General features: G+C 75.0%; 15 protein-coding genes and 1 pseudogene. 7 read left to right on the top strand and 9 right to left on the bottom strand.

Annotation, left to right across the window (positions count from 1 at the left end; genetic code table 11):
- The first annotated feature begins 138 nt into the window (after positions 1–138).
- A complete protein-coding gene (locus L6E17_RS10395) occupies positions 139–909 on the top strand; it encodes a bifunctional DNA primase/polymerase (RefSeq protein WP_236240500.1) in 771 nt (256 codons plus the stop codon).
- Positions 910–1,242: 333 nt separating this feature from the next.
- On the opposite strand, the gene L6E17_RS10390 is transcribed toward L6E17_RS10395, so the two are convergent.
- The gene (locus tag L6E17_RS10390) at positions 1,243–2,223 is read right to left on the bottom strand and encodes a hypothetical protein (protein ID WP_236240499.1); all 981 of its coding nucleotides are present in this window, start codon (positions 2,221–2,223) and stop codon (positions 1,243–1,245) included.
- Between the two features lie 122 nt (positions 2,224–2,345).
- Here L6E17_RS10390 and L6E17_RS10385 point away from each other — a divergent pair, with 122 nt between their 5' ends.
- A complete protein-coding gene (locus L6E17_RS10385) occupies positions 2,346–3,014 on the top strand; it encodes a PhzF family phenazine biosynthesis protein (RefSeq protein WP_236240873.1) in 669 nt (222 codons plus the stop codon).
- Between the two features lie 12 nt (positions 3,015–3,026).
- Here the strand turns inward: L6E17_RS10385 and L6E17_RS10380 are convergent, their stop codons facing one another.
- Positions 3,027–3,629, bottom strand: coding sequence for a heme oxygenase (biliverdin-producing) (locus tag L6E17_RS10380; protein ID WP_236240872.1), 603 nt, complete (start codon positions 3,627–3,629; stop codon positions 3,027–3,029).
- Between the two features lie 221 nt (positions 3,630–3,850).
- Complete coding sequence (map, locus tag L6E17_RS10375) at positions 3,851–4,708, bottom strand: type I methionyl aminopeptidase (RefSeq protein WP_236240498.1); 858 nt, start codon at positions 4,706–4,708, stop codon at positions 3,851–3,853.
- Positions 4,709–4,766: 58 nt separating this feature from the next.
- Here map and L6E17_RS10370 point away from each other — a divergent pair, with 58 nt between their 5' ends.
- Positions 4,767–5,009 (top strand): hypothetical protein, encoded by a 243-nt coding sequence (locus L6E17_RS10370; protein WP_236240497.1) that lies wholly within the window; start codon positions 4,767–4,769, stop codon positions 5,007–5,009.
- 170 nt (positions 5,010–5,179) lie between these two features.
- On the opposite strand, the gene L6E17_RS10365 is transcribed toward L6E17_RS10370, so the two are convergent.
- Complete coding sequence (locus L6E17_RS10365; RefSeq protein ID WP_236240871.1) at positions 5,180–6,445, bottom strand: MFS transporter; 1,266 nt, start codon at positions 6,443–6,445, stop codon at positions 5,180–5,182.
- A gap of 866 nt (positions 6,446–7,311) precedes the next feature.
- Here L6E17_RS10365 and npdG point away from each other — a divergent pair.
- Both npdG and L6E17_RS10355 read left to right on the top strand, forming a co-directional pair.
- The gene (gene npdG, locus L6E17_RS10360; protein WP_236240496.1) at positions 7,312–8,022 is read left to right on the top strand and encodes an NADPH-dependent F420 reductase; all 711 of its coding nucleotides are present in this window, start codon (positions 7,312–7,314) and stop codon (positions 8,020–8,022) included.
- 168 nt (positions 8,023–8,190) lie between these two features.
- Entirely contained in the window at positions 8,191–8,418 is a 228-nt protein-coding gene (locus L6E17_RS10355) for a hypothetical protein (RefSeq protein ID WP_236240495.1), read from the top strand.
- A 4-nt stretch (positions 8,419–8,422) separates the two neighbouring features.
- On the opposite strand, the gene L6E17_RS10350 is transcribed toward L6E17_RS10355, so the two are convergent.
- Both L6E17_RS10350 and panB read right to left on the bottom strand, forming a co-directional pair.
- On the bottom strand, positions 8,423–9,247 hold the full coding sequence (locus L6E17_RS10350) for a site-2 protease family protein (protein ID WP_236240494.1): 825 nt from the start codon (positions 9,245–9,247) through the stop codon (positions 8,423–8,425).
- Positions 9,248–9,403: 156 nt separating this feature from the next.
- A complete protein-coding gene (gene panB, locus L6E17_RS10345) occupies positions 9,404–10,282 on the bottom strand; it encodes a 3-methyl-2-oxobutanoate hydroxymethyltransferase (protein WP_236240493.1) in 879 nt (292 codons plus the stop codon).
- A gap of 370 nt (positions 10,283–10,652) precedes the next feature.
- On the opposite strand from panB, the gene L6E17_RS10340 reads away from it, so the two are divergent.
- Both L6E17_RS10340 and L6E17_RS10335 read left to right on the top strand, forming a co-directional pair.
- Entirely contained in the window at positions 10,653–12,188 is a 1,536-nt protein-coding gene (locus tag L6E17_RS10340) for an MFS transporter (protein ID WP_236240870.1), read from the top strand.
- A gap of 218 nt (positions 12,189–12,406) precedes the next feature.
- The gene (locus L6E17_RS10335; RefSeq protein ID WP_236240869.1) at positions 12,407–13,432 is read left to right on the top strand and encodes an endonuclease/exonuclease/phosphatase family protein; all 1,026 of its coding nucleotides are present in this window, start codon (positions 12,407–12,409) and stop codon (positions 13,430–13,432) included.
- Positions 13,433–13,764: 332 nt separating this feature from the next.
- On the opposite strand, the gene L6E17_RS10330 is transcribed toward L6E17_RS10335, so the two are convergent.
- From L6E17_RS10330 to L6E17_RS10320, 3 genes and pseudogenes are all read right to left on the bottom strand, one after another.
- A complete protein-coding gene (locus L6E17_RS10330; RefSeq protein WP_236240492.1) occupies positions 13,765–15,519 on the bottom strand; it encodes an NAD+ synthase in 1,755 nt (584 codons plus the stop codon).
- 187 nt (positions 15,520–15,706) lie between these two features.
- Positions 15,707–16,666, bottom strand: coding sequence for a DUF4190 domain-containing protein (locus tag L6E17_RS10325; protein WP_236240491.1), 960 nt, complete (start codon positions 16,664–16,666; stop codon positions 15,707–15,709).
- 312 nt (positions 16,667–16,978) lie between these two features.
- Positions 16,979–18,660 (bottom strand): annotated as a pseudogene (locus tag L6E17_RS10320) (multicopper oxidase family protein).
- Between the last annotated feature and the right edge of the window lie 31 nt (positions 18,661–18,691).

Genomic DNA, 18,691 nt, shown 5'->3' with positions numbered 1-18,691 from the left:
GGCCGTGTGTCGGGGCGCCTCTGCCTACCCGCTGGAGCACTCCCGCACACCCCGGTTGCCCGGTCCGGTCACCTGCGGCGCAGGATGGTGGGACCATGGCAGGGACCGCAGGGGCTCGCATCAGGTGTGAGGGGATAGATGGGCGACGGTATCGGCCGCTACCGCGGCACGGGGGAGAGCAGACTCGCGAACTGGCTGCGCCGCAGGCCGAAGGACCCGGGGAAGTCGTCCGCCGCCCCGAGCCGCGAGGAACTCCTGCTGGCCACCGCCGCGGCCGGACTGCCGCTCGCCCCCGCCGCGTACCCCTCCGGCTACCGCTGCTCCTGCGAGCGCATCGGCTGTCCGACGCCCGCCCGGCATCCCGTCTCCTTCGCCTGGCAGACGCAGTGCAGCACCGACCCCGCCCAGATCGAGCGCTGGGCGCAGAGCCAGCCACAGGCCAACTTCATCACCGCGACCGGCATGGTCCACGACGTCCTGGACGTGCCCGTGGAGGCCGGTCGCGCCGCGTTGGAGCGGCTGCTCGCCGACGGCGTGGACGTCGGCCCGGTCGCCGAGGCCGGGGACGCCCTCGGTGAGGGCCGCATGCTGTTCTTCACCGCCACCCGCGGCACCCCGGAGGACGAGGACGAGTGGTGGCCGTGCGAGCTCGACTGCCACCCCGAGACCATGGACGAGCACCCCGGTCTGCGCTGGCACTGCCGCGGCAGCTACGTGCTGGTGCCGCCCGCCCGGCTGCCCGGCGACCACGCCGTGGAATGGGTCCGGGGACCGGAGCACCCGCTGCCGGACCCGCTGACCCTGCTGGAGAGGCTCACCGACGCCTGCGCCCGGCACGCCGACCGGTACGCCGACGAGTACGGCGAGGCCGGCGGGCACCCGGCGGTCGCCTGGCCCATCGGCCGCTGACGGCCCCCGCGGCCGTCGGGCCTCGCGGTCGTCCGGCCCCGCGGTCCTCAAGCCCCGCCGGGCGTGCGCGCCCGCCGGGGCTCGCGCGGCTCATCCCGGCACGTAAGGCCGTACGGCCCGTAGAGCCCGCGGATCGCCGCGGCCCCCGGCGACGGCGTGCGGCTCAGGGGGAGGGGACCCGCGCCCGCCTGCCCGGCGCGTAGGGCCCGCGGACCGCCGCGGCCCCCAGCCAGGGCGTCCGGTTCACAGGGGAAAAGGGGCTGCGCCCTCCCCTGCACGTCCACGGCCCGCGCGCGGGCCCGCGGCAGTACGCCCCGCCCGCCGCGCCCGCCGCTAGGAACCGGTCACCGCGGTCACGCCCTGGGAGCGGGTCACGATCGTGACCCGCTCGCCGCCCGAGCCGTCGGCGCCCGGTTCCAGCCGGGCGGCCACGCTCAGCACCCAGTCCTTCGTGACCGTGTCCCGCACCCGGCCGGTCAGCAGCGGCTTCTCGCTGTCGCTGACCTTGGGCCGGTACCCCTCCGCGGCGGTGCGCCGCTCGTAGAGCCGGGTGGCGAAGAAGACCAGCGCGCCGCCGTCCTCGGTGGCGAGTGCCAGCGGCCGGAACGTCCCGGTGTCCAGGGCCTGGTCCGCGAACTGGACGGCGAGCCCCGGCCGGTTGGCGATCTTGCTGCGTTCCTCCCGCCACGCCCTGGTGTGCTGCCCTGGCGTGAACACGGCGGGCCGCCCGGAGGTCAGGTAGGAGGCGTAGTCCTTGCTGATGCCGGCCACCCGGCCGTCCGCCACCGGCTCGGCGAACCCGTCCGCGTCGGTGCGGAACGCGGGAACCGCCTGCTCCGCCAGGACGGCGAGGTGCGAGGCCTCCCAGAGCTGGTCGTTGCCGTTCCTGATGAAGACCAGCAGCCAGCGGTTGTCGCCCGGTCCCTTGTCGTCCACGTCCCGGTTGGAGTCGGTGTCGGCGACGAACCAGCGGGGCCAGCCCGCCTTCTTCGGTATCACGAACCGCGCGTCCGTCAGCTCCAGCGGCGTGTGCTTCGGGTTGCCCTGAGGGTGCGTCACCGACCTGGCCTTCAGCCCGGCCTGGTGGATCGCGCCCAGCGACCCGGTCACCCGGTGCGCGTCGAGCGACGGGTCGTACGCCTTGTCGGCCGCGTTGTACGCCTCGACGAACTCCTCCAGCGCCCGCGCCGCCTCGTCCCGGGTGACCGTGGGCACGATCTCCGACTCGCCGTGCACCGTCACGCATCCGCTCGCCGTCGACGCCAGCACGGCCACTGCCGTGAGGACGCCCAGCGCCCGACCCAGCCTCGTCATCGGTTGCCTACTGCTCCTCACGCCCTCGCCCGTACCCGCATCGACCGACCGAACCCTACCCGGACGGGCCCCCGGGCCCGGCGGCGGCCGGTGGGCACGGGCCGTGCTTGAATGCCCGCGTGATGAGCCCGCACGGCGCGAACGGCGCACCCGAGGTCCTGTCCGTCTTCTGCGGCGCCGACGGGCGGCACGGCAACCGGCTCGGCGTCGTACGCGACGGACGCTCCTGCCCCGACCCGGCTGCCCGCCAGGAGCTCGCGCGCAGGCTCGGGCACAGCGAGACGGTGTTCGTCGACGACCCGGAGCGCGGTGCCCTGGACATCTACACGCCCAGCGTGCGGCTGCCCTTCGCGGGCCACCCCGTCGTCGGCGCCGCGTGGCTGCTTGACCTGGAGGTGCTCGACCTGCCCGTCGGCGAGGTGTGGGCCCGCCAGGACGGCGAGTTCACCTGGATCGAGGCCCGCGCCGAGTGGGCGCCGCCCCGCACCCTGCGCCGGTACGCATCCGCCGCCGAGGTCGACGCGCTGCCGGTGCCGCCGGTGGGGGAGTGGACCTATGCGTGGGCCTGGGAGGACGAGGCGGCGGGCCGGGTCCGCGCACGGGCGTTCCCCGGGCGGGGCGACGGCGTCGACGAGGACGAGGCGACGGGCGCGGCGGCCCTGCTGCTGACGGCGGAGCTGGGGCGCGCCCTGAACATCATCCAGGGCCGGGGCTCGCAGATCATGACGGCTCCCGGCCCGGACGGGGTCATCGAACTGGGCGGCAGGGTGCGGCGCCTCGCCCTCGCCTGAGCCCCCGCGGCGTCACGCGCTGAGCGGGAACTCCCGTCCCAGCTCGTGGAAGACGGCGGTGTTGAGGGCGAAGGCCCGCTTGCACTCGTCGACGATCCGCTGCCGCTCCAGGTCGTCGGCGCGCACCCCGTCGAGCAGCTCGCGGTAGGTGCGCTTGAACGCGGCCGGGTTCGGGATGCCCTCGAACACGTAGAACCGCACCCCGTCGCCCTTGCGCGGAAAGCCCCAGGTGCGCTCCGCCTTGTCGCGGATGATCTGACCGCCCGACAGGTCGCCCAGGTAGCGGGTGTAGTGGTGGGCGACGTACCCGCCGGGCCAGGTGCGGGCGCACTCCTCGACGCGCTCGGCGTACGCGGCGGTGGCGGGCAGCGGCGCCGCCCCGGCGCGCCAGTCCGGACCGCGCAGGTGGGCGAGGTCCCGCTCCAGCGCGGCGGTCCGCAGCAGTTCGGGCCGCAGGAACGGCCCGGCGACCGGGTCGTCCGCCAGCCGCCGGGCGGCGGCGCCCTCCAGGGCCCGGTACACGAACCAGAGCTGTTCCGTGTACCGGGCGAAGGCGTCCACACCCAGGCGGCCGCCGAGCAGGTCGCCCATGAACGTCGACGTCTCGGCCTCCATGTGCGCTTCGTGCGACGCGGTGCGGATGAGCGTCGAGAAGGGCGTGGCGGCGGTTGCGGCGCTGGCGCGTGCGGTCAAGGCGGGCCTCCGGGGGCCGAGGGGACCGATGGGTGCGGGAAGAGCTCGGGGCAGGGCGTGACAACGCCGATCCTGCAACTTAGGCTTACCTAAGTCAACCTCTTTCCGACGGCCTGTCGGTAAAACGGTACCCCGCGGAGGCGTCAGGGCAACGTGAGGATGTCGGCCCCGGTGTCCGTCACCACGAGGGTGTGCTCGAACTGCGCGGTCCGCTTGCGGTCCTTCGTCACCACCGTCCAGCCGTCGTCCCACATGTCGTACTCGTGGGTGCCCAGCGTCAGCATCGGCTCGATGGTGAAGGTCATGCCGGGCTGCATGACGGTGGTGTGGTGCGGCGAGTCGTAGTGGGGGATGATCAGCCCCGAGTGGAACGACGAGTTGATGCCGTGGCCCGTGAAGTCCCGCACCACCCCGTACCCGAACCGCTTCGCGTACGACTCGATGACCCGCCCGATGACGTTGATCTGCCGCCCCGGCCGGACCGCCTTGACGGCCCGGTTCAGCGCCTCCCGGGTCCGCTCGACCAGCAGCCGCGACTCCTCGTCGACGTCCCCGCAGAGATAGGTGGCGTTGTTGTCGCCGTGGACGCCGTGGATGTAGGCGGTGACGTCCAGGTTCACGATGTCGCCGTCACGCAGGACGGTCGAGTCGGGGATGCCGTGGCAGATCACCTCGTTGACCGAGGCGCACAGCGACTTGGGGAAGCCCCGGTACCCGAGGGTCGACGGATAGGCCCCGTGGTCGCACATGTACGTGTGCGCGATCCGGTCCAGCTCGTCCGTCGTGACGCCGGGAGCGATGTGCTTGGCGGCCTCCTCCATGGCCTGCGCGGCGATGCGCCCCGCGATGCGCATGCGCTCGACGGTGTCGGCGTCCTGCACCTCGGGGCCGTCGTACGGCTTCGGGGCGGGCTTCCCGACGTACTCGGGGCGGGGGATGGAGCCGGGGACGGGACGGGTGGGGGACAGGACCCCTGGGACGAGCAGTGACTGGCCAGACATGCCAGCGAGTCTAACCAGGGTGCGCGGGGCACCATGGCGACAGAGAAAGGAGCCGGACATGGCCCTGTTCAAGAAGCGCACGGCGGGAAAGCCGGGCGAGTGGTACTACTGCCTGCAGCACAAGAAGGTCGAGGAAGGCCCCGAGTGCCCCGCGCGCAACCGCTTCGGCCCGTACGCGACAGCCGCCGAGGCCTCCCATGCGATGGAGACCGCGCAGGCCCGCAACCTCGACTGGGAGACCGACCCCCGCTGGCACGACCGGGACCCGGACGGCGGCGCCCCCGACCGCCCCGGCGAATAGGCCGCCCCCGCCCCGCGGGCCCGTCAGGCCGTCCCGCCCCGCGCACCGTACGGGCCCCGCGGCCCGGCAGCCCCCGCCCGCCCGGCAGCCCTGCCGTACGGGCCGCGCCGAACCGGCCCGCAGGGCAGCCGCGGGCGCCGCGCGAGCGGGCCACGCCGCCGCGGGCCGCGCTACCGGGACAGCTCCCGGCGGCGCCGCGCGTCCTCGTCGGTGGAGGCGTCGTACGAGACCAGCTTCGGCAGCGCCGCCGCCAGCAGCGCCACCGCCCCCACGCAGGCCGCGCCGCCCACCCAGATCGCGCTCCGCGTCCCCGTCCAGCCCGCCATGGCGCCCGCCCGCACCTGGCCGAGCTGCGGGCCCACGCTGTACGACAGCACCTCGATGCCCGCCAGCCGCCCCCGCAGCTCGTCCGGGATCGTCTGGTTCCAGATCGTGGACCTGCCGAGACCGCTCAGCATGTCGCCCGCCCCCGCCGCCGCCAGGCACAGCAGCACCAGCCACACGTTCTCCAGCAGCCCGGCGGCCGCGACCGCCAGGCCCCACCCGGCCGCGCCGCACACCACCAACAGCCCGTGCCGCCGCACCCGGCCCGTCCAGCCGCTGGTCAGACTCACCAGCACCGCCCCCGCGGACCCCGCCGCGTACATCAGCCCGAGCGCCCACGGGGCGCCCAGGTCGTCCGCGAGGAACGGGAACAGCGTGTGCGGGAAGGCGAGCAGCATCGCGGCGAGGTCGACGGCGTACGTGCCCAGCAGCACCGGCCGCGACCACGCGTACCGCGCGCCCTCCACGATGCCCCGCAGCGACGGCTTCTCAGCGCCGTGCGCGGGCGGCGCGGGCGACAGCCGCAGGCACAGCAGCACGGAGAACGCGAAGCAGCAGGCCGTCGTCGCGTACGCGGTCGCGTGACCGGCGTACGCCACGACCAGCCCCGCCACCGCGGGCCCGGCGATCGCGCCGAGCTGCCAGCGCAGCGCGTTCAGCGCGGCCGCGGCGGTGAGCTGGTCGTGCGGCACGATCCGCGCGATGAGGGCGTCCAGCGCCGGACGCTGGAGCCCCGCGCACGCGGACACCCCCGCGGCGACGAGGTACAGCGGCCACAGCAGCGGCTCCGGCAGCAGCGCGTTCACCAGCAGGACCGCCGCCAGCAGGCCCAGGCACACCTCCGTGCCGAGGATCACCCGGCGCCGGTCCACCGCGTCGGCCAGCGCCCCGCCGTACAGCCCGCACACCACCAGCGGCACCAGCTCGACCGCTCCCATGGCGCCCACGGCGAGCGGCGAGCCCGTCAGCTCCTTGATCTGGAGCGGCAGGGCGACCATGGCCGTGAAGCTGCCGAAGTACGCGACGAGCCCCTGCACCCACAGCAGCCGGAAATCCCGGGAAGACCGCCACGGCGAAAGGTCGGGCAGCAGTGCGGAGAGCTTCTGGATCACGAGGCGCCATGCTCCGCAACGCACCGGCACCCGGCAACAGGTTTTCGGCCCGCCGGACCGCCCCGCACCGCACGGCCCCCGCACGGCACCGCCCCGCCCGCGCACGGCCGCGGCGGCGCGCGCACACGGGACGTTGCGTCCCCAGCCCGCCTCCCGGCAGCAGCCCGCGCTACCAGCGGGCCGGGGCGGCGCCGTCATGTGGTCGGCCAGCCGGGCCAGCCGGTCGCGGAGACGGCGCCGGCCGCGCGGCGCGGGCAGGCTGTTCTCCCCGGCCGCCGCGCTCACCAGATGCTGCACGAGGTCCAGGTCGACGCCCTCGTCCCGCTCGGCGTCCACCGACAGCGCCTCGTGGGCGAGGCCGCGCACCTCCGGGTCCCCGCCGTCCAGCGACAGCACCGCCGCCCCCGCGCGCCGGGCGTCGTGCACCCGCTCCAGCAACCCCCCGTCCGGCCGGTCCGGCGCCACCACCAGCAGCGTCGACCCCCGACCCGCCGCCTCCAGCCGCCCGAGCCCCACCGACAGGTGCGCGGGCTCCTCCGGGCGCACCCGGTGGCGCACCAGCGTCGGCGCCAGCTCCGGCTGCCCCGACCACATCGCCTCGTCCGCCAGGTGCGCCGCCAGGTGCCACGGCTCGTACCGCTCCGTGCCCACCAGCAGCAGCCCACCGCCCTGCGGCACCACGGACGAGCGCAGCGCCCCGGCGAAGCGGCGGGCGGCGGCGGGCCAGGCGGTCCCGGCGAGGACCTCGCGCAGCAGCGCTACTCGTACGGCGTCCATGGCGCCGCATCCTGCCGGGCCGCCGCCCGCCGCACGCGCGTTCCGCGCCGCGTCACCCGTACGGGGCCGTGGCACGTAGTGTCACCTCCATGACAGACACGGAGACCAAGAAGACCCCCGGCCCCTGGGAGCTGCCCGACGTGTCCGGCCTCGTCGTCGGCGTGCTCGGCGGCACCGGCGACCAGGGCCGCGGCCTCGCCTACCGGTTCGCCCGCGCCGGGCAGAAGGTGGTCATCGGCTCCCGCGCGGCGGAGCGCGCCCGCGCGGCCGCCGCCGAGCTGGGCCTCGGCATCGAGGGCGCCGACAACGCCGAATGCGCCCGCCGCAGCGACGTCGTCATCGTCGCCGTGCCCTGGGAGGGGCACGCCAGGACCCTGGAGGCGCTCCGCACCGAACTGCGCGGCAAGCTCGTCGTGGACTGCGTGAACCCGCTCGGCTTCGACAAGCAGGGCGCCTACGCCCTGAAGCCGGAGGAGGGCAGCGCCGCCCAGCAGGCCGCCGCGCTGCTGCCGGAGTCCCGGGTGACGGCGGCGTTCCACCACCTCTCCGCGGTGCTGCTCCAGGACACGTCCGTCGAGGAGATCGACACGGATGTGATGGTCCTCGGCGAGAAGCGCGCCGACACCGACATCGTGCAGGCCCTCACCGCGCGCATCCCGGGCATGCGCGGCGTCTTCGCGGGACGGCTGCGCGGCGCCCACCAGGTCGAGGCGCTCGTCGCGAACCTGATCTCCGTGAACCGCCGGTACAAGGCCCACGCGGGGCTGCGCCTCACCGACGTCGACCCCGACCGCCGGTAAGGGCCCGAGCCCGCCCTGCTCCGGCTCGTCCCCGCCCGGCCGCCGCCCCGCCGCTGCCCCGCCCGACCGCCGCACCGCCCGGCCGCCGCCCCGCCCCGGGCGCGGAGCGGCGCGGGGCCGGGCGGTGCGTCGCGCGGGGCCGTGCCCTGACGCGGGGCACCGGCGGCCATGGGGGACACTGGACGGGCACCACCGCCAGCCCACCCCGGACAGGAGCCGACCCCCATGTCCCGCCTCGCGCTCTACAGCCTCGTCGTCTGCGTGCTCGCCACCTCCGCGGCCGTGGTCTCCTTCGTCCAGGGCATGTGGCTCGGCGTCGTCTGGGTCCTGCTGGCCGGTGTGTCGTCCAACATGTGCTGGTACTACTGGCGCCGGGACCGGCAGACCGCGGGCTGACCGGTCACCGGGCGGGCGCAGCCGCCGCTGCCGCGCAGAGCGCGTCGGCGTCCTCCCAGAACCGGTAGGCGCCCCAGCCGCAGTACGTGTCGGTCCCGGCGACGCCCAAACCCTCCAGGACACCGTCGACCAGCCCGAAGAACGCCTGGTTCACGCTCGGCTCGAAGAGCAGGACGAACACGGCGATCAGACCGAACGGCGCGAACGGCTCCACCTGGCGCCGCACCCGGTCCGACAGCCACGGCTCCACGACGCCGTACCCGTCCAGGCCCGGCACCGGCAGCAGGTTCAGCAGCGCCGCCCCCACCTGGAGCAGCGCGAGGAACGCCAGCGCGAAGCGGAACCCGGCCGGCATCGCGTCCGCACCCCCCAGCCAGAACGGCGCCGTGCACACCACCGCCAGCACCACGTTCACCGCGGGTCCCGCCGCCGAGACCGCGCTGTGCTTCCAGCGGCCGCGGATCCGGTCCCGCTCGATGAAGACCGCGCCGCCCGGCAGGCCGATACCCCCCATGATCACGAACACCACCGGCAGCACGATGCTCAGCAGGGGGTGCGTGTACGTGAGCGGGTTCAGCGTCAGATAGCCCTTCGCCCCCACCGTCAGGTCCCCGCCGTGCAGGGCCGTCCTGGCGTGCGCGTACTCGTGCAGGCACAGCGAGACGATCCACGCCGACGTCACGAAGAGGAACACCGCCAGCCCGGGAAGGGCCGCGAACCCCGTCCACACCGCCCCGCCGGTGACCGCGGTCACCGCCGCGATGCCGAGGAAGACCGGGCTGACGCGCCCGTGGCCCTCGCGGTCGCGGCGGAAGGCGGCGGATGTCATGGGCGGGCTCCTCGTCCTCGGGTGCCGGGTCCGCGGTCCGCGGACCCGGTCGACCGTACAGGGCACCCGGCCGCGGACGCCCGACAGCCCGCCGACGGGGGAAGATCGGCGGGCTGTCGTCCGTGCCGCAGTGGTCGGTGGGCGCGGGGGCGGAGGTCAGTGGAAGGTGTGCTCCTCCGCGGGGAAGGCCCCGCCCGCGACGTCCTCCGCGAACGCCTGCGCGGCGTCGCCGAGGGTCCTGCGGAGGTCCGCGTACTGCTTGGTGAAGCGCGGCACCCTGCCGCCGGTCATGCCGGCCATGTCGGTCCACACCAGGACCTGCGCGTCGGTGCCCCCGCCCGCGCCGATGCCGATGGTCGGGATGTGCAGCGACCGCGTCACCTCGGCGGCCAGCTCGGCCGGCACGAGCTCCAGCACCACCGCGAACGCGCCGGCGTCCTGCGCCGCCTTGGCGTCCCGCAGCAGCCGGTGGGCGTCCTCGTCGCCGCGGCCCTGCACCCGGTAGCCCATGGTGTTCACGGACTGCGGCGTCAGGCCGAGGTGGGACATCACCGGGATGCCGGCGTCGACCAGCATCCGCGTCTGGGGCAGCGAGCGCTCGCCGCCCTCCAGCTTGACCGCGCCCACCCCGGCCTCCTTCACCAGCCGGGTCGCCGACCGCAGGGCCTGCACGGGGCCCTCCTGGTACGAGCCGAACGGCAGGTCGCCGACGACCATGGCGCGCCGGGTGCCCCGCACGACGGCGGCGGACAGGATGGCGACCTCGTCGAGCGTGACCGGCACGGTGGTGTCGTAGCCGAGGTGGCAGTTGCCCATGGAGTCGCCGACGAGCAGCACCGGGATCCCGGCCTCGTCGAAGACGGACGCCGTCATCGCGTCGTACGCGGTGAGCATGGGCCACTTCTCGCCCCGCTCCTTGGCGGAGGCGATGTCGTGGACGGTGATGCGGCGCGTGCCCTTGCCGCCGTACAGCGCCTTGGGGTGCTTGGCCCCGCTGCTGTCGCCGGTCTGCTCGCGGGCAGGCTGAAGCGTCATTGGAACGGCTCCTTCGTCATCTTGAGGCGCCCTGACGGCGTCCCCAGACCACATCCATGGTGGCACTACGTGCCGCGCGGCGGAAGTCGCCCGGCGAACTGGTGGACGAGCCTCCGCGGCGCCGCCCCGGATCCGGGCCGGCCGGCACCGGGACACCGGCGGGAGGCGGGCGGGAGGCCGGCGGGACGGCGTGTGGGGCGAATGGAGTAGCGCGGGACGACGCCGCACCGCGGCCTCCCTACGGTCGAGGCATGCCCCCGTCCACCGGCGCCCCGCCGCCCCCGAGCCCGCGCCCGCGCCCGCGTCCGGGCCCCGCCCCGCCGTCCCCCCGGACGTGCACCGCAGGCGCTGGGCGGTGCTCGGTGTGCTCATGCTCAGCCTGCTGATCGTGGTGCTGGACAACTCCATCCTGAACGTGGCCGTGAAGACCATCGCGCTCCCCCCGCCCGCGGGCCTCGGCGCCAGCCAGGGGCAGCTGGAGTGGGCGATCAACGCGTACGCCCTGGTCTTCGCCGGGCTGCTGTTCACCGCCGGGCTGCTCGGCGACCGGCTGGGCCGCCGCCGGGTCCTGCTCTGCGGCACCGCACTCTTCGGTGTCGCCTCGGCGCTGGCCGCACTGTCGGACTCGCCGGTCGAACTGGTCGTGTGGCGCGCGGTCATGGGTCTCGGCGCGGCCTTCGTGATGCCGGCCACGCTCGCCGTCCTGATGAACGTCTTCGAACGGGACGAGCAGCCGCGGGCCATCGGCATCTGGGTGGGCGCGGTCGGTGTGGCCATCGCGGTCGGCCCGGTCACCGGCGGGCTGCTGCTCGAACACTTCTGGTGGGGCTCCATCTTCCTGGTGAACGTGCCGGTGGTGGCGGTGTCCCTGGCGGCCACCGCGCTGGTGGTCCCGGAGTCCCGCGACCCGGCGCCCGGCCGCCTCGACCCGGGCGGGGTCGCGCTGTCCGTCGTCGGCCTCGTGCTGCTGGTGTACGGCATCATCCGCGGCGGCGAGCAGGCCGACTTCACGGACTGGGGCGTGGTGCTGCCCGTCGCGGGAGGACTGCTGGTGCTGACCGGTTTCGTGCTGCACGAGCGGCGCACCGCGCACCCGGCCCTCGACATGGGGTGGTTCCGCGTCCCGGCGTTCTCCGCCGCCGTCTGCGGCATCGCGCTGGTCTTCTTCGCGCTGATGGGCGTGACCTTCTTCACCGCGTTCTACCTGCAGAGCGTGCGCGGCTTCACCCCGCTGGAGACGGGACTGCTGCTGCTGCCGCTGGCGGTGACGCAACTGGTGTTCGCACCGCGGTCGCGGCTGGTGGTGCGGCGGTTCGGGGCCCGGGCGGTGTGCGCCGCCGGGCTGCTGCTGGTGGCGGCCTGCATGGCCGCGTTCACCGCCTTCGACGACGCGACGCCGATCTGGGCGGTCGAACTGGTGCTGTTCGCGCAGGGCACCGGCATGGCCCACGTCATGCCGCCGGTGACGGTCACCGTGATGCAGTCGCTCCCCCGGGAGAAGGCCGGCTCCGGCTCCGCGGTCAACAACACGTTCCGGCAGGTCGGCGGCGCCCTCGGGGTGGCCGTGCTCGGCTCGGTGCTGTCCGCCGCCTACCGGAGCCGCATCGAGGGGCACCTCGGCATGCTGCCGCCGGGGGACCGCGCGGCGGCGGGGGAGTCCGTCGAGGCGACGCTCGCCGCGGCGGACCGGCTGGGCGCGGCGGGGGAGGCCCTGGTGGCGCCCGCCCACGCCGCTTTCCTGCACGGCATGCACGTGACGGCGCTGTGCTCGGCGGCCGTCGCGGCGGCCGGGGCGGCGGTCGTCGCCCTGTTCCTGCCGGGCCGCCCCGCACGCCCCGGCGGCGGCCGGGACCGTCCGCCCCGCGTCGGCGGGGAGGACCGCCCCCGGGCGGTGCGGACGCCCTGACACCCGCCGCCGTACCGCCCGCGCGGTGCACGGCACGCGTGAAGAGCAGGAAAACCCCTGGCCAGAAGTGTGCGGGTTCTGTCACAACCCGCGCTCCGGCCGCACCCTCAGGAACTCGTCCCCGCCCCGGCTCGTCCTCGTGGCCGTACGGCCGTTCCGTGATCGCCTACTGTCGTGACCGGGACGGGACAGGCAGCACAGCACGTGAGGGCGGCAGGATGGCGTGGGGCGGACGACATGACCAGGACCGGGACGGGGCGGCGGAGCCGCGGCGCCCGCAGACCCGGTCGCGGTCGCTGGCCGACCGCCTGCGCGGCGACCCGGGCCTCTGGCGCCGCGGTGTCGTCCTCGCCGTCTGCTCGGTGCTGCTCGCCCTCCTCATGGCGCTGCACGCGCACATCCCCAACGCGGTCGGCAACCTGGGCAGCCTCACGGAGACGTTCCTGCCGTGGTTCGGGCTCCTCGTGCCCGTCCTGCTCGTGCTGGCCGTGCTGCGCCGCTCCGCCACCGCGGTGGTCGCGGCGCTCGTCCCGGCGCTGGTGTGGGCCAACGCCTTCGGCGGGCTGGTGACGGACAAGGCCGGCGACGGCGGCGACCTGACGGTCGTGTCCCACAACGTCAACGCCGACAACCCGGACCCCCAGGGCACCGCCGACACGGTCGCCGGGTCCGGCGCCGACGTGGTGGCCCTGGTGGAGCTCAAGGCGTCGATGGTGCCCGTGTACGAGCGGGCGCTGGCCGACGCGTACCCGTACCACTCGGTGCAGGGCACCGTCGGCGTGTGGAGCAAGCACCCCGTGGCTGACAGCCGCCCGGTCGACATCCGCATGGGCTGGACCCGGGCCATGCGCGCCACGGTGGCCTCCCCGCGGGGCGACGTCGCCGTGTACGTGGCGCACCTGCCGTCGGTGCGGGTCAAGTTGAAGGCCGGGTTCACCGCCAGCCAGCGGGACGCCAGCGCCGACGAGCTCGGCGAGGCCATCGCGCGGGAGCCCAACCGGCGGGTGATCCTGCTCGGCGACCTCAACGGCACGATGAACGACCGCGCCCTGCGGGCCGTCACCTCGCAGATGCGCTCCACGCAGGGGGCGGCGGGCGACGGCATGGGCTTCAGCTGGCCGGCCGCCTTCCCCATGGCCCGTATCGACCAGATCCTCGTCAAGGGCGTGGAACCGGTCGCCTCCTGGTCCCTGCCCCGCACCCCGAGCGACCACCTGCCGATCGCGGCGAGGGTCACGCTCTGACGGCAGCGGCGGCGTGCCCGCTCGGCGCGGCAGCGGCGCGGCGGCCCTGCTCGGCGGCCAGGCGAGGCGACCCGTTGCGGCGGCCCGGCCCGGCCCGGCGCGGCGGGGGCGGGGAGGGCCCGGCCCTGCACCGCGCCGGAGGGCCGGGGCGGCGGACCGCTGCCGCCGCGAGGGCGGCGGCAGCTCCCGGACGCCTCCGCACCGGTGGGCGCTCCGCGGCCGCGGACGGCGTGAGGGGGCCACCGATCCGGGAAGCCCCCTCATCCGGGGCCACCGATCCGGGAAGCCCCCTCATCCGGGCTCCCCATCCGGGAAGCCCCCTCGTCCGGGCGTCAGCCGGTCTCGCGCCAGCGGTTCGTGATCGGCAGGCGCCGGTCCTTGCCGAAGCCCTTCGCGGAGATCTTGGTGCCCGGCGGGTACTGGCGCCGCTTGTACTCGGCCGCGTCCACCATCCGCAGCGTCCGCGCCACCAGTTCCGCGTCGAAGCCCGCCGCCACGATGGCCTCCAGGCCCTGGTCCTGGTCGACGTACAGCTCCAGGATCCGGTCGAGCACGTCGTAGTCCGGCAGGGAGTCCGTGTCGACCTGTCCCGGGCGCAGCTCCGCGCTCGGCGGCTTCACGATGGAGTTCTCCGGGATCGGCGGGGTCTGCCCGCGCTCCTCCGCAGCCCGGTTGCGCCACTTGGCCAGCCGGAAGACCTGCGACTTGTACACGTCCTTGATCGGGCCGTACGCGCCCACCGAGTCGCCGTACAGCGTCGAGTAGCCCACCGCGAGCTCGGACTTGTTGCCCGGCGCGAGCACGATGTGGCCCTCCTGGTTGGACAGCGCCATCAGCAGCGTGCCGCGCAGCCGGGACTGCAGGTTCTCCTCCGCCAGCCCCGTCAGCCCCAGCGACCCCATGTACGCGTCGAACATCGGCTCGATCGGCACGGTGCGCAGGTGCAGCCCCGTCCTGCGGGCCAGCTCCGCCGCGTCCGCCTTGGAGTGCTCGGACGAGTACTTCGACGGCATCGACACCCCGTACACGTGCTGGGCGCCCAGGGCGTCGCACGCGATCGCGGCGACCAGCGCCGAGTCGATACCGCCGGACAGGCCGACCAGGACCGAGCGGAAGCCGTTCTTCGCGACGTACGCCCGCAGGCCCACCACCAGCGCGGTGTAGATCTCCTCGTCGTCGTCGAGCCGGTCCGCGTAGCCGCCGGTCAGCTCCGGCTCGTACGGGGGCAGCGGCTCCTCCGACAGGACGACGCGCTCGACGCGCATCCCGTCGTCCACGACGCCCTCGACCGGCTCGGCGGCCGCCGCCGGCAGGTCGAGGTCCAGGACGACGCTGCCCTCCGCGAACTGCGGCGCCCGCGCGATCACCTCGCCGTTCCCGTCCACGACGATCGTGTCGCCGTCGAAGACCAGCTCGTCCTGCCCGCCGATCATGGCCAGGTAGGCGGTGGTGCAGCCGGCCTCCTGGGCGCGCTTGCGGACCAGCTCCAGCCGGGTGTCGTCCTTGTTCCGCTCGTACGGGGAGGCGTTGACCGACAGCAGCAGCCCCGCGCCGGCGCTGCGCGCCGCGGGCACCCGGCCGCCGTCCTGCCAGAGGTCCTCGCAGATCGCCAGCGCCACGTCGACGCCGCGGACCCGGACGACCGGCAGGGTGTCGCCGGGCACGAAGTAGCGGAACTCGTCGAAGACCCCGTAGTTCGGCAGGTGGTGCTTGGCGAAGGTGAGCACCACCTGCCCGCGGTGCAGCACCGCCGCGGCGTTCTGCGGGGCGCCGGCCGGCTGGCCGTACCGCGGCTGGGCCTTCTCGGCGCGGTCGAGGTAGCCGACGACCACCGGCACCTCGCCGAGGTCCTCGGAGGCCAGCCGCTCGGCGAGCGTGCGGAGCGCGGCCCGCGACGCCTCCACGAACGACGGCCGCAGGGCCAGGTCCTCGACGGGGTAGCCGGTCAGCACCATCTCGGGGAACGCGACGAGGTGCGCTCCCTGCTCGGCGGCGTGCCGGGTCCAGTGGACGACCGACTCCGCGTTGCCGGCGAGGTCGCCGACGGTGGAGTCGATCTGATTCAGGGCGAGGCGAAGTTGAGGCACGCCGCCCAGTGTAATCGTCAGTCCGACGCGATGTCCCTGCGGGAGGGTAGGGGCCGCCCCGCTCCCCGCCCCACCGCACTCGGGGCACCGCGCGGCCGGGACCGGCACGCCTGGGACCGTGCGGCGTGCCGCCTCCGGGCCCCGTTCCGCACGGCCGGCAGGCAGGGGGCAGGGGCCGTGCCGGTGCTCACACGCCGGGACCCCTCCAGAGGGTCTCCCCGTACACCGAGACGGACGGGGTGAGCGACACCTCCAGGGTTCCCGCGGCCTCGGCCGGCACCGTGAACGAGAACGTGCCGTCGACCCGCTCGCCGGGCGCCAGCCGCTCCTTGACCATGATCCGCAGACCGGTGTCCTTGTAGTTCCCGGCGTGCTCCGCTTCGCTCCCGTCGGCGTCCTTGAGGAGGGGCAGCGCGTGCCGGATGTCCGCCGACTCCTTGCCGCCGTTGGCGAGGCCGAGCTTCACGCGCAGGGTGACGGCGCCCTCGGGGACGGAGTCGGCCATGTACGCGGGCGGCGTGTACCGCTCCGGCTTGCCGACCGTGACCTCAAGGCCGTCCGCGTACGTGTGGGTCCGCCCCCAAGCGAGGGGTTCCGCACTGCCGGGGTGGCTCGTGTCGGGCTCGGCGCTGCTGCCGTCCGGTCCGCCGTCCAGCCCGTCGTCCGGGCCGCGGTCCCCGCTGCCGCCCGGAACCGCCGGTGCGGAGGCCGAGGGGCCGTGCTCGGCGAACTCGTCCAGCTCCTCCTGCACGTGCGACACCAGCAGCCCCATGACCACCCCCCACGTGATCGCGGCCGCGATCGCCAGGGCACCGAGGACCGCACCCGCGAGCGCCATGCCCTGGTTGGTGGCCTCCCCGCGGCGGGCCCGCGCCCGCCCCAGCAGACCGAAGACCAGCGCCAGCACCCCCAGCACCCCGCCGAGCACGAAGACGAAGGGGAACACCCCGAAGACCAGGCCCACGATGCCCAGCACGAGACCGGCGGTGCCGAAGCCGTTGCGCGGGACGGCGTACGGAGGCGGGAACGGCATGCCGTACGGGCCGGGGGCGCCCGGCATGCCCGGTGCCCCGGCCCACGGCGGCCCGGCGGGTGCACCGAAACCGACGAAGCCCGGCTGGCCCTGCGCCTCCGGCTGGTCCGGCATCTCTGGCTGGCCCGGTGCCTCTGGCTGCCCCGGCGCCTCCGGCTGGTCCGGCTGCCCCGGCGCCCCGGTTCGCTGCCCCTGATCGCGCGACTGTCCCGGTTCCTCCGCAGGCCCCTGCCGGTCAGCCGCACCGGGCCCGGCGGGCCGCGCCGGCGCCCCCGGCTGCTCCCGGCCCCCGGCCTCCGTGGTCAGCGGCGACGGCGACGGCGGCGCCCAAACCTTCCGGAACGGGTCGTCGTCCGGCTCGGACATGCTCATGCGGGCCCTCCCCCGAGTGAAAACCTCACCCTAACGCGGGAGGACCCGCACCCTTCAGGAGCCTTCGGGGGCCGTCCGGCGCCGGTAGCCGAGCACCGTCATCATCCCGGCCTCCGCGTGGTAGACGTTGTGGCAGTGCAGCATCCACAGGCCCGGGTTGTCCGCGTCGAAGTCCACCGCTAGCGACGCCTTCGGCAGGATCACGGCCGTGTCCTTGCGGGGCCCGCCCGCCTTGCCGGCCAGGGCGAACGTGTGGCCGTGCAGGTGCAGCGGATGCCACATCGCCGTCGTGTTCGTGAAGACCAGCCGGACCCGCTCACCCTCCTCCACCGGATGCCGCCGGTCCGCGCTGTACGGCTTGCCGTCGAACGCCCAGTCGTACGCCGCCATGCCTCCGGTGAGCCGGATCCTGATCGTCCGGTCGGGCTCCCGCGACGGCAGGGCCACGGACGGGTCCGCCGAGAGCCGGTCCGCGGTCAGCACCGGCCCGCGGGTCAGCTCCGCCGGCCGCACGGACGCCGCGGGCACCGCACCGGCACCCGTGCGCAGCACGGCGAGAGCGGTCGCCCCCTTCCCCTCGGCGGCGGCGACCAGCGGAAACACCCCGTCGCCTGCGGTCACCAGCACGTCGTACCGCTCGCCCATGCCCACCAGCAGCGCGCCCGTCTCCACGTGCCGTACGGGGAAGCCGTCCGTGTGCGTCACCGTCATGCGGTGGCCGCCGAGCGCGACCCGGAACGCGGTGTCGCCGCCCGCGTTGACGATCCGCAGCCGGATCCGGTCGCCCGGCTTGGCGCGGAACTCCGAAGGCGTTTCCGGGACGTGGCCGTTGACGAGGTAGTACGGGTACGCCACATCCCCGGCGTCGCCCCCCAGGAGGTCGCTGGCCGCGCCCATCACCACCCTGGACGGACCGGACGGAACGGACGGACCAGATGTTCCGGATGTTTCGGATGTACCGGACGGCGACGGCGGCGGTGCGCCCGCCCCCGCGTCCCCGTGCCCGCCGCCGTGGCCGGGCCCGTGCCCGCCGCCGTGGCCCCCGTGCCCCGCGCCCATGCCCCGGCGCAGTTCGGCGAGCACGGCGTCGGGCGTCGACCCGTCGACACCGTCCAGCCAGTCGTCGAGGACGACCACCCACTCCCGGTCGTATGCCAGGGGTTCCTTCGGGTCCTCCACGACCAGCGGGGCGTACAGCCCCCGGTCCAGCTGGGCGCCCGAGTGCGGATGGAACCAGTACGTGCCCGGATGCGGCACCGTGAAGCGGTACGGGAACTCCGCGCCGGGCGCGACGTCCCGCTGCGTCAGGCCCGGCACGCCGTCCATGTCGTTGCGCAGGGCCAGCCCGTGCCAGTGCAGCGACGTGGCCTGCGGCAGGTGGTTGGTGAGGGTCAGGGCCAGGGTGTCGCCCGCGGCGACCCGCACCTCCTTGCCGGGCAGCTCGTCGCCGTACGCCCAGGACCTGACGGTCCGTCCGGCGCCGAGGTCCAGGGTCGCGGCCGTCGCGGTGAGCCGGACGGTGCGGACGGGGCCGGAGCCGCGCGCCGCCTCGGCGGCCCTGACCTCCGGCCCGTCCGGCGCGACGAAGCCGCCGGGGCCTGCCCGGCCCCGGCGGACCCGGGTCCGGGGCGGCCCCGGTCGGGCCCCGTGCAGGCGGTGAGCGCCGCCGAACCGGCGGCGGCGAGCCCGGCGCCGAGCAGGGAGCGCCGGGATGGGGGCATGCGGAACGTACGCATGTGTCGTGCACCTCGTGTCGGTGTGAGGGAA

The sequence above is a fragment of the Streptomyces sp. CC228A genome (genome assembly GCF_021390935.1).
Taxonomy (GTDB): Bacteria; Actinomycetota; Actinomycetes; order Streptomycetales; family Streptomycetaceae; genus Streptomyces.
Note: the sequence above shows the minus strand (reverse complement) of the source record. Positions and strands in the feature narration are given on the sequence as shown.